The following is an 11,560-nucleotide window of genomic DNA, read 5'->3' on the forward strand; positions in this document are numbered from 1 at the left end:
GGTAGGAGATTTACACCAATCCACAGCATCCCTTACAGTGTAGCACACAGCCCTTGGAGAGGGGCTCTAATAACTACTACTCTATAATACAAGGAGATTTCCTATGCAGCAGGGCACACAGTTTTTGCCCATCAGCAAGGAGGATATGCGCCAGCGCGGCTGGGACGAGCTGGACTTTGTTCTGGTTATGGGTGACGCCTATGTGGATCACCCCAGCTTTGGCCCGGCCATCATCGGCCGCATTCTGGAAGCTGAGGGCTATCGGGTGGGCGTGATCAGTCAGCCGGACTACACCACCTGCGAGAGCTTTAAGGTGCTGGGCAAGCCCCGCTACGGCTTTTTCATCGGCGGCGGCAATGTGGACAGCATGGTTGCCCACTATTCGGTGGCCAAGGTGCGCCGCAAGGTGGACGAATACACTCCCGGCGGCGTGGCCGGCAAGCGGCCGGACCGCAGCGCCACTGTTTACACCCAGCTGGCCAAGCAGGCTTACCCGGATCTGCCGGTGATTCTGGGCGGTCTGGAGGCCAGCCTGCGCCGTTTTGCCCATTACGACTACTGGATGGACACCGTGCTGCCCAGCATTGCCGAGACCTCCGGGGCGGATATCATCAGCTTCGGTATGGGCGAACACCAGACGGTGGAGATCGCCCGGCGGCTGGCAGCAGGGGAGAAGGCCAGTGAGATTCGGGATGTGGCGGGCACCTGCTACATGACCGACTTTGCCCATCTGCCCGCAAAATATCTGGAATGCGCAGGCTTCAACAAGGTGAGCACCGACAAGGTGGCATACGCGAAGGCTTGCCGCATTCAGATGGACAATCAGGATTCCGTCACCGGCCAGATCATCGTGCAGAAGCAGGAGCACGGCTATCTGGTGCAGAATCCGCCCGCCAAGCCCCTCACCCGGCGGGAGCTGGACCGGGTGGCAGCCCTGCCCTACACCCGCACCTGGCACCCCAGCTACGATGCGCTGGGCGGTGTGCCCGCCATCGAAGAGGTGGAGTTCTCCATCATCCACAACCGGGGCTGCTACGGCGGCTGCAACTTCTGCGCCATCACTCTGCATCAGGGGCGGCGGGTCACCAGCCGCAGCGTGGACAGCGTGGTGGAAGAGGGCGAGCTGCTCACCAAACAGCCCGGCTTCAAGGGCTACATTCACGATGTGGGCGGCCCCACCGCCAACTTCCGGCTGCCCAGCTGCGCCAAGCAGATGACCGAGGGCATGTGCCAGGGCGGCAAAAAGTGCCTGGCCCCCGGCCCCTGCCCCCACCTGATCATTGACCACACCGAGTACCTGAACATGCTGCGCCGTCTGCGGGCTCTGCCCGGGGTAAAAAAGGTGTTCATCCGCAGCGGCATCCGATACGACTACCTCACCTGGGACAAGGACGAGACCTTCTTCAAGGAGCTGGTGGAGCATCACGTCTCCGGTCAGCTGAAGGTGGCCCCGGAGCACTGCGCGCCCAACACCCTCAAATACATGGGCAAGCCGCCGGTGGAGGTGTTCAACAAGTTCTCCAAGCGGTTCTATGAGCTCACCAAAAAGGCGGGCAAGAAGCAGTATCTGGTGCCCTATCTGATGAGCAGCCATCCGGGCAGCACGCTGGAGGATGCGGTTTATCTGGCGGAATATCTGTACAAGCACAATATCCGCCCCGAGCAGGTGCAGGACTTCTACCCCACACCGGGCACCGTGTCCACCTGCATGTTCTACACCGGGCTGGATCCCTATACCTTAAAGCCGGTGTTCGTGGAAAAATCGCCGGAGGGCAAGGCTTTGCAGCGGGCTCTGCTGCAGTATTACGAACCCCGCAACGCGGAAAAGGTGGTCAAAGCCCTGCACAAGACCCACCGGGAGGATCTGATCCCCCTGCTGGTGCCCGGCTACAAGCCGAAGGTCAGTGCGCAGGCCCGGCCTGTTACCGGCCGCAAGAGTGCCCAGAATGCTAAAAACGCAGCCCGGCCGGTGCAGGGCCGATTTGTTCCCAATCACGGCAAGGGCGGCGGCAAGAATTCCGGCCGGCCCACCTTTGCTCCCAAGACCAGGCGGAAGTAACCCATGGCAAAGCGGAGAAAAAGGCGCACACGGCGCAAAAAATATCCCATCCGAATTACCTTTTCCCAGGGTATTGTATTTCTGCTTACAGCCTTCTGTCTGGTCATCGGGCTGCGGCTGGGCCTGAATGGGCAGGCCGCAGGCGGCGGCTTTACCTGGGAGGATATTTACGACGTTCTGGGTGTTTCCGCCCGGCCGCAGGGGCTGGAAAATCTGCCCTCGGATGCGCAGGCAGTGCACTTTATCGATGTGGGCCAGGCGGATGCCACCCTGCTGCAAAGCGGTCAGGAGTACTGTCTGGTGGATGCGGGCGAGGCTTCCAGCGAAGAAGCGCTGCTTTCCTACCTGGATGCACAGGGCATCACCCGGCTCAAGCTGCTGGTGATGAGCCACCCCCATGCGGATCACATCGGCAGCATGCAGGCGGTGCTGGAGCATGTACAGGTGGAACAGGTGCTGCTGCCGGATTTCGACAAGGCGCCCTATCCCACCACCCGAACCTTTGAAAAGGTGATGGATACCATCGAAGAGCAGAATATCCCAGTGGTGACCGCCGAGTCGGGGCAGGAATTCTCCATTGGAGAAGCCACCCTCTCGGTGCTGGCCAGCGGTGTGGAGACCGATAATTACAACAATCTCTCGCAGGTGCTGTTTTACAGCGCTCCCGGTCTGCGGGTGATGCTTACCGGCGACGGGGAAACCGAGGTGGAGGAGGACGCGCTGGCTCATTGTGAGCTTCCAAGGGCGGATGTGTTCAAGGCGGCGCACCATGGTTCCAGCACCTCCAATACCCTGTCTTTCCTGCAGGCGATTCGGCCCCGGTATGTGGTGGTCAGCTGCGGAAAGGACAACAGCTACGGTCACCCCCACAAGCAGGCGCTGCAAAACTTCGCCATGGTGGGCGCGCAGGTGCTGCGCACCGATGAGAACGGCAGTGTGGTGATTGCCGCCGCAGAGGACGGTCTGCAATGTTATACCGCCTCCGGCAGCCAGCAGGCGGACAGTGCCGCATGAGAAAGGGAGGAGCAGCATGAACGAAGTCTGTATTCTGGACCGATGGGAAGGCGACACAGCGGTGATTGAGGTCACCGATGAGGCGGATCAGATCCGCTGGCAGCAGGTTCCCCGCCAGCAGCTTCCCGATGCCCGGGAGGGGGATGTGCTGCTGTTTGACGGGCAGCACTGGAAGGTGGACGAAACCGCCACTGCCCTTCGCCGGCAAAAGATCGCCCGGCGGCTGGCCTGCCTGAAGGGCAGGCATCCGGATTCGGGCAACGAATAAAGAAAAACAGGAACGGCGCACGCGGAATTTTTTCGCGTGCGCCGTTCCTGTTTTGTGGCAAAAAAACTCCCCTGTGCGGGATGCACAGGGGAGAGAAAAGCGATTCAGATGAATCAGACAGGCATGGTCTGAATGGTGCCGCGTACGCAGTCCACGGAAACCATGGTCTCGTCCTTCAGCAGGCGGGTGGCGTTGGCAACACCAACGATCACAGCCTTGCCCAGAGCCAGACCGGCGATGGCGGCGTGGCTGTTCATGCCAGCCTCCTCAACGATCACGGCGCTGGCCTCACGCATGTAGGGCAGCATGTCGTTGTTGGTGTAGGGAACCACCAGCACGCAGCCGGGCTTGCACTTGCTGGCAACCTCTTCGGTGTTGCGGCAGATGCACAGGGCGCCCTTGGCGTTCTGGTTGCCGATGCCCACGCCGCTGGCCAGGAACTCGCCAACCATGTGGACCTTGATCATGTTGGTGGTACCGGAAACACCCACGGGAACACCGGCGGTTACAACCACCAGATCGCCGCTCTGCAGCAGGCCGTGCTCCACAGAGGTCTTAACAGACAGATCAACCAGCTCGTCGGTGCTGTTGGCGTAGGGCATCAGGATGGGATGCACGCCCCAGCTCAGAGCCAGGTGACGCTGGGTCTGCTCGTCCAGCACGCAGGCGATGATGGGGGTCTCGGGGCGGCCCTTGCTCAGCAGACGGGCGGTCTCACCGCTCTTGGAAACGGTGATGATGGCGGTAGCCTTGATGTCGGCTGCGGTGGTGCAGGCGGCATGAGCGGTAGCAGCAGCGATGCTCAGGCGGGTATCCAGGGGGCTCTTGCGCATGTGCTCGATGTAGCTGGAGTCGCTCTCGGTGCGCTCGGCGATGGCGGCCATGGTGCGAACGGCCTCCACGGGGTACTTACCGGCAGCGGTCTCACCGCTCAGCATGATGGCGCTGGTGCCGTCGTAGATGGCGTTGGCAACGTCGGTGATCTCGGCACGGGTGGGGCGGGGATTCTCCTGCATGCTCTCCAGCATCTGGGTAGCGGTGATAACGGGCTTACCGGCGGAGAAGCTGTGGAAGATGATGTCCTTCTGGATCATGGGGATCTCGGTGAAGTCGATCTCAACGCCCATGTCGCCGCGGGCAACCATGACGCCGTCGGCAGCAGCCAGGATCTCGTCGATGTTATCGATACCCTCGCGGTTCTCGATCTTGGCGATGATGCGGATGTTGGACTTGTGCTCGTTCAGCAGGCGGCGGATATCCTGGATGTCCTGCGCGCTGCGGGTAAAGCTGGCGGCGATGAAGTCGTAGCCGTTCTCGATACCGAACAGGATGTCCTCCTTGTCCTTCTGGCTCAGGTAAGGCATGGACAGAGAAACACCGGGCACGTTCACGCCCTTGTTGTTGCTGATGGGGCCGCTGTTGTTTACCAGGCACTCGATGTCGGTGTTGGTCACAGCGGTAACAGTCATGCTGATCAGGCCGTCGGCCAGCAGCACGGTGCTGCCCACGGAAACGTCGCCGGGCAGATCCTGATAGGTGATGGAGCAGATGTCCTTGTTGCCCTCCACGTCACGGGTGGTCAGGGTGAACTTCTGGCCGGCTTCCAGCTTGGCCTTGCCGCCGGCGAACTGCTTCAGACGGATCTCGGGGCCCTTGGTGTCCAGCAGAGCAGCCACGGGGCGGCCCAGCTCCTCACGCAGAGCCTTCAGCTTGTCCAGACGGCCCTTATGCTCTTCATAGTCGCCGTGGGAAAAGTTGAAACGGGCAATGTTCATGCCGGCCAGGATCAATTCACGCATTACGCCCTCTTTATCGGTAGAGGGGCCTAAGGTACAAATGATTTTTGTCTTACGCATTCGTAAAATCCTCCTAAATACTCTCTTCTCATTTAATCTATCCACAACGTCTCCGGGCGGAGACGGGGTCGCTTTTTCGCTCGCCGCCCCTATTATATAATAAAAAAACCTTTCGTGAAAGGGGTACCGGTGAGCTTTCGGAAAAGTATATGCAATCGTACCAATTAAATAAAAATTTAACAGAACATTTTATTGCATTTTTTCAACAAAGCTGGTGGGATATACTTAACTTTTTGGGGTAAATACGATATAATGAAACAACACACGAAAGCCAACGAAAAGGAGGCAGAAACAATATGGCAAAACGAGTGTTTTTGGTAGTGCTGGACAGCTTCGGTGTGGGTGCCGAGCCGGATGCGGATAAATTTGGTGACGTGGGCGCAAATACCCTTGCGTCCATTGCAAAGAGCGAAAAGTTCCATACCCCCAACATGAGGAAAATGGGCCTGTTCAATCTGGATGGTGTGACCTGCGGTGAGCCCGCTGCACAGGTGCTGGGCAGCTGCGCCCGCCTGCAGGAGGCCAGCAACGGTAAGGACACCACCATCGGCCACTGGGAGATCGCGGGCGTGGAAAGCGAGCGCGCTTTGCCCACCTACCCGAACGGCTTTCCCCCGGAGGTCATCGAGGAGTTTGAAAAGCGCACCGGCCGCAAGGTGATCTGCAACGCCACCTATTCCGGCACCGAGGTGCTCAAGGACTACGGCGAGGAGCACATGCGCACCGGCGCACTGATCGTGTACACCTCGGCAGACAGCGTGTTCCAGGTGGCCGCCCACGAGGAGATTGTGCCGGTGGCGCAGCTGTATGAGTACTGCCAGATTGCCCGCGATATGCTCAAGGGTGAGCACGGCGTGGGCCGCGTGATCGCCCGTCCCTTTGTGGGCAGCTGCGCGGCAGACTTCCAGCGTACCCCCCGCCGCCACGACTATTCCCTCAAGCCCCCCAGAAAAACCATGCTGGACGCGCTGAGCGCCGCCGGCAAGGATGTGATCGGTGTGGGCAAGATTTACGACATCTTCGACGGCGAGGGCGTCACCGATACCATCCGAACCTCCGGCAACACCGAAGGCATCAAGGTGATGCTGGAGCTGACCGATCGGGACTTTGAGGGGCTTGCCTTCATCAATCTGGTGGACTTCGACATGGTTTACGGTCACCGCCGCAACATCGACGGTTACGCCGCCGCAGCCACCGAGTTTGACCAAGGCCTGGGCGAGATGCTCAAAAAGCTGCGGAAGGATGATCTTCTGATCATCACCGCCGACCACGGCTGTGACCCCGGCTTTACCAAAACCACCGACCACACCCGCGAGTATGTTCCCATGCTGGTGGCGGGCAGCTGCGTGAAGGAGAACAACAATCTGGGCACCGTGCTGGGCTTTGGAGCCATCGGCAAGACCGTCTGCTCCTATCTGGGCGTTCCGGCAGATCTGGCAGGCCAGGATCTGAGCGACCGGCTGCTTGTTTGATCTGAATTTGCGATAAAGCAATTTTTTTTAATCTTTTTTAACTTTTTTGAAAAAAGTGCAATATAAACGCACGCTTTATCGTCTTATATATGGCGGCCGCGGAGCGTTGCTCCGCGGCTTGTTTATTAACAGAAAAAAACAACGCATTGCAGAAAGGGTTTCGTGAAGATTAAACTGATTATTGTATGGGCGCTGGCGGTGTATTTTCTGCTGGACAGCATCGTTCGCTCGCTGCGCTCCAATTTCAATTTCGGCATGCTCATCATGTATGCCATCACCGCCGGGCTGTGGATCTACGCGCTGTTTGCCCGGCAGATCGATGCCTTTTGCGCCGCCGGCGTGGGCCGGGTGCTGCGCATCGGCTTTTTCTGCGGGCTGGGTGTATTCTGCGCGCTGCTGGCGTTTGTGGCCATCAGCGGTTATACCGATCAGCCGCAGGGGAACGAAAAGGCGGTTGTGGTGCTGGGCGCCGGTCTGCGCAAGGATGTGCCCAGCAAGCTGTTGGTCTGCCGACTGCAGAAGGCTCTGGAATATCACGAAGAAAATCCGGACGCGGTGATCGTGGTCACCGGCGGCCAGGGGCGGGACGAAACCATTCCGGAAGGGGTGGCCATGGCCCGCTGGCTGATTGAACGGGGTGTTCCCGAAGCGCAGATCATTGTGGAGGATAAAAGCACCTCCACCGAGGAAAACCTGCTGTTTGCCCGCCGCCTGCTGGAGGAGCGGGGCATTGCGGCCACCGAGCCCATCGTGGTGGTGACCAATGCGTTCCATTGTTACCGGGGCGGAGAATACGCCCGCATGGTAGGGTTTACTGACGTGGATACTCTGCCCGCCCCCATCGGGCTCAATTCCATTATGCCCTGCTATTTCCGCGAGGTATTCGCGGTGCTGTATTATTGGGTCTTCAAAAGCAGCCGCACCGGCTGGATGCTGCAGTTTGTTGGCATCTTCTGAGCGGCCTGCAATCAGATAAAAACGAAGAGGTGAAATCATGGCGCCAATTATCCGTGTGGAACACCTGCGTAAGGTTTACCGGGTGGGCCACGAAAAGGTCATTGCGCTGAACGATGTGAATCTCGCCATTGAACCGGGGGAGATCTGCTGCATCGTAGGCCCCTCCGGCAGCGGTAAATCCACCCTGCTCAATCAGCTGGCGGGGCTGGAAAAGCCTACCAGGGGCGATGTGTACATCGGCAGGCACAACATCAGCCAGATGACCGAAAACGAGCTGGCAAAGTTCCGTCAGGAGCATCTGGGCTTTATCTTCCAGAGTTACAACCTGCTGCCCAACCTGACGGCAGCGGAGAACGTGGCCCTTCCGCTGATGTTCAAGGGGGTGGGCCGCAAGGAGCGGATCAAGCTTGCCACCCAGGAGCTGAAAAAGATGGGCCTGGGCAAGCGGGCGGGCCATAAACCCACCGAGATGAGCGGCGGCCAGCAGCAGCGCGTTGGCATTGCCCGCGCTTTTGTGGCAAAACCCAAGGTCATTTTTGCGGACGAACCCACCGGCAACCTGGACAGTCAGACCACCAAGCAGGTGCTTTACCGGATGCTGAATATGGCAAAGGAAAACAACATCACCTTTGTAATGGTTACCCACGAACGGGATCTGGCCGCGGTGGCGGACCGGGTGGTTACCATCAAGGACGGCAAGGTGGAAAGCGACGTGGTGATGGATGCTCAGGCCAAGGCGGCGGCCATGGCCGAGATGTTCAGCGATATTATGGAACAGGAGGCCCCGGCGGAACCCAACACCACGGTGCCTTTGAATACCGAAAAACAGTGAGGAGAAGAAAACCATGAAACAGAGCATTAAACGGATCAGTGCCGTTCTGGCCATGGCCATGGCACTGAGCGCATTCAGCGCCTTCAGCGTGTTTGCCGAGGGGGAAAGCACCGCCCCGGCCAGTGTGCCTTCGACCAGCGTGCCTTCGACCAGCGTAGCCTCTGCTGGCGTGACAACACTGGCGGATGATGAGAGCAATTCTACTACAGATCCGGCACCGTCTGCATACGTTGCTGGTTATACCGTGTCTAAGGTGGACGGACTGGACAATTTTTGGGACTGGGACGAGCGTTTTGATGTTAATCTCACGATTTATGATCCTCAAAACGTGGTTACGATGGTACGTCTGGTGAATACTGCGATCTTCTCAGGCGATAACTACGGCACTACAGATCTGACGCCGAGCCCGGCGGACGGGAGTGGCAACCGGACGGTCACCTTAAAAGAAGTGACCTATCACGGTGGCGGAAATACGATGGAAATCCAGTTGAGCTCCAATGATGGTGGTGTAAGCACGACGTCGATCACCATCGCTCAGTGCATGGATGTGAACCCCAATCCGCCGGAGGCCACCCCCACCCCGGCCCCCGCTCCCACCGAGAAGCCGGAATATGACTACCCGAAGATTCTGGTCAAGGACTTCTCCTTCGGCGGCAACAGCGTGGAGGCCGGTAAGGAGTTCACCCTCCAGCTGACCCTCTTCACCACCAGCGGCAACGCCAACCTGCAGGATGTGATGGTGGGCCTGAATTTCGGCGAGCTGAAGGGTGTTTCTCTGGCCAGCGGCAGCATGAATACTTATGTGGGCGAGATGGCTCCCAATACCACCAAGACCATCAGCTATAAGATGATCACCGACGCCACCATCGAGCCGGGCGCCATCAGCATCAATGTGAACCTGACCAGCAAGAACGGCGAGGCCGCCACCGCTCCCATCTCCATCCCGGTGACCCAGCCCGAGCGGTTCGACATCACCAACATGGAAGCCCCCGAAACCATCATGATGGGCGAGGAGGGCTATCTGTCCGTTACCTTCGTGAACAAGGGCAAGAGTGCCATCAACAACCTCTCCGCCGAGATCCAGGGCGATAACCTGGCCAACCCCGGCCAGAGCCAGTTCCTGGGCAACATCGCCGCCGGTACCGAGAATTCGGTGGACTTCAGTGTCATGGCTGCAGCTGAGGGCACCATCAACGGCAAGGTTATCCTGAGCTATGAGGATGCCAAGGGCGAAGTAAAAACTCTGGAGAAGGAATTCTCCTGCACCGTAGAGCCCATGATGGATATGGGCATTGACCCGATGGATCCCGGTATGATGGACCCCACCATGACCGAGACCACTCCCGGTATGCCCATCTGGGGCTGGGTGCTCATCGTGGTGGGCGTTGCAGCCGTGGTCGTTGTGGTCGTGGTTGTTGTGAAGAAGAAGCAGAAAGCAAAGAAACTGGCTCAGTTGGAGGATGAAGATGAAGATATCTGATCTGCTGCGCCTCAGCACGGATAATCTTCGCCGCCGCAAAGGCCGCACCGCTCTTACGGTAATCGGTGTGGTGGTGGGCACCTTTTCCATCATCGTAATGATCAGCCTGGGCATTGCCAGCAATGCCCAGAACGAAGCCATGCTGCAAAGCTGGGGCGATCTGACCCAGATCACCATCAACAACTACCAGTGGGGTGCGGCCAGCGCCGATGTGCCGGTTCTGGACGACAAGATGCTGGATCAGCTGCGCAGCTATGAGCATGTGGTGGCGGTTACTCCCATGTATCAGGACAATAACCTGAACGCCCAGATCTACGCGGGCAAAAACGACCGCTATGAGGCTTATGCCTGGAATATGTATGGCGTGGACATGGATGCTTTGCAGGCCATGGATTACCAGCTGATCAGCGGCAGTTTTGTGGCGGATGATCTGAATCTGGGCAAAAAGAAGATTCCGGTGCTGATTGGCGAACATTTTGCCTATGAATTCCAGGATACCCGCAAGAGCCCGAACAGCGGTAAGCGTCAGCGTTATTGGGGCGAGACCGACTCTCTGGGAAACCCGGTGGAGCCCTTCTTCGACATACAGAAGGAAAAACTTACCCTGCGACTGACCGCTTACGACAGCAACGGAAATGAAAAAACCGAGGACTATCAGCTGGTGGTGGTTGGCGTGTTCCAACAGGACGATGCCAAGCAGTATTTCACCAACTCCGGAATTGCCATGCGCGTAACGGATATGCAAATGCTCAGCAAAGCGTACCAGAAGCTGTCCGGAAACAAGCAGAACAGCGGTGGCAGCTATATGATCACCAGCAGCGGGCAGCAGCTCAAACAGAAGGACAACGGCTACGAGAACGTTTACGTGAAGGTAGACGATGTGGACAATGTGAGCGATGTGGAGCAGCAGATCAAGGATCTGGGGTATGAAACCTACTCCATGACCCAGATTCGTGAGGAGATGCAGGCCAGCGTGGCCAAGAGCCAGATGATTCTGGGCGGCACCGCCGCTGTGGCTCTGCTGGTGGCGGCTCTGAACATTGCCAACACCATGATGATGTCCATCTACGAGCGCACCAAGGAAATCGGTGTGATGAAGGTGCTGGGCTGCGAGGTGCGCAAGATCCGCAACATGTTCCTGGTGGAGGCCGGTGCCATCGGTCTGCTGGGCGGCGTGATCGGTGTGGCACTCAGCTATGCGGCCAGCGCGATTCTGAACAACCTGACCATGATCGCGGCGCTGTTCGGCGGATCGATCGATCTGAGCGGTCTGATGGGCAGTTTTGGCGGCGGCTATTATTACGGTATGGACGGCGGCAGTGCTGCCATCTCCATGATCCCGCCCTGGCTGGTGCTGCTGGGTCTGGGCTTCTCCACTCTGGTGGGTGTGCTCAGCGGCCTGTGGCCCGCCATCCGCGCCACTAAGATCAGCGCGCTGGAGGCCATCCGGCACGAGTGATTTTCCCAAAAGAGCAGAATACAAAACAAAAAGCTTCGGAGTGCCATGCACCCCGAAGCTTTTTTATGTTGGGTAGCTTGAGCGAGCGACAACCACCAGCTAAGCTGGTGGAATAAAAACGGCTTTAGCCCTAGACAAAGAGAAACCTCCCCGTAGAATAGAG

General features: G+C 58.3%; 9 protein-coding genes. 8 read left to right on the top strand and 1 reads right to left on the bottom strand.

Annotated features, from left to right (window positions below; genetic code table 11):
• The first annotated feature begins 103 nt into the window (after positions 1-103).
• From EDD77_RS17220 to EDD77_RS17230, 3 genes are read left to right on the top strand one after another with little or no spacing between them, the layout of a single operon-like run.
• Positions 104-2,059 carry a YgiQ family radical SAM protein gene (locus EDD77_RS17220; protein ID WP_077138626.1) on the top strand — a complete coding sequence of 652 codons (1,956 nt, stop codon included), beginning with the start codon at positions 104-106 and terminating at the stop codon, positions 2,057-2,059.
• Between the two features lie 3 nt (positions 2,060-2,062).
• A complete protein-coding gene (locus tag EDD77_RS17225; RefSeq protein ID WP_058966832.1) occupies positions 2,063-3,073 on the top strand; it encodes a ComEC/Rec2 family competence protein in 1,011 nt (336 codons plus the stop codon).
• A gap of 16 nt (positions 3,074-3,089) precedes the next feature.
• A complete protein-coding gene (locus EDD77_RS17230; protein ID WP_058966830.1) occupies positions 3,090-3,341 on the top strand; it encodes a DUF3006 domain-containing protein in 252 nt (83 codons plus the stop codon).
• 113 nt (positions 3,342-3,454) lie between these two features.
• Here the strand turns inward: EDD77_RS17230 and pyk are convergent, their stop codons facing one another.
• Positions 3,455-5,197, bottom strand: coding sequence for a pyruvate kinase (pyk, locus tag EDD77_RS17235; protein ID WP_058966828.1), 1,743 nt, complete (start codon positions 5,195-5,197; stop codon positions 3,455-3,457).
• Positions 5,198-5,493: 296 nt separating this feature from the next.
• Here pyk and EDD77_RS17240 point away from each other — a divergent pair, with 296 nt between their 5' ends.
• From EDD77_RS17240 to EDD77_RS17260, 5 genes are all read left to right on the top strand, one after another.
• Positions 5,494-6,669: a phosphopentomutase gene (locus EDD77_RS17240; RefSeq protein ID WP_058966826.1), complete on the top strand. Its 1,176-nt coding sequence runs from the start codon at positions 5,494-5,496 to the stop codon at positions 6,667-6,669.
• 162 nt (positions 6,670-6,831) lie between these two features.
• Positions 6,832-7,626, top strand: a complete 795-nt coding sequence (locus tag EDD77_RS17245) for a YdcF family protein (protein ID WP_058966824.1) — start codon at positions 6,832-6,834, stop codon at positions 7,624-7,626.
• A 37-nt stretch (positions 7,627-7,663) separates the two neighbouring features.
• On the top strand, positions 7,664-8,458 hold the full coding sequence (locus tag EDD77_RS17250) for an ABC transporter ATP-binding protein (RefSeq protein WP_058966822.1): 795 nt from the start codon (positions 7,664-7,666) through the stop codon (positions 8,456-8,458).
• Positions 8,459-8,471: 13 nt separating this feature from the next.
• Positions 8,472-9,938 carry a COG1361 family protein gene (locus EDD77_RS17255; RefSeq protein ID WP_058966820.1) on the top strand — a complete coding sequence of 489 codons (1,467 nt, stop codon included), beginning with the start codon at positions 8,472-8,474 and terminating at the stop codon, positions 9,936-9,938.
• On the top strand, positions 9,925-11,397 hold the full coding sequence (locus tag EDD77_RS17260) for an ABC transporter permease (RefSeq protein ID WP_077138642.1): 1,473 nt from the start codon (positions 9,925-9,927) through the stop codon (positions 11,395-11,397). The genes EDD77_RS17255 and EDD77_RS17260 overlap by 14 nt, the downstream gene beginning before the upstream one ends.
• Positions 11,398-11,560 lie beyond the last annotated feature (163 nt).

Origin of the sequence: Allofournierella massiliensis, from assembly GCF_004345265.1 — a bacterium.
In the GTDB taxonomy this organism is placed as follows: domain Bacteria; phylum Bacillota; class Clostridia; order Oscillospirales; family Ruminococcaceae; genus Allofournierella; species Allofournierella massiliensis.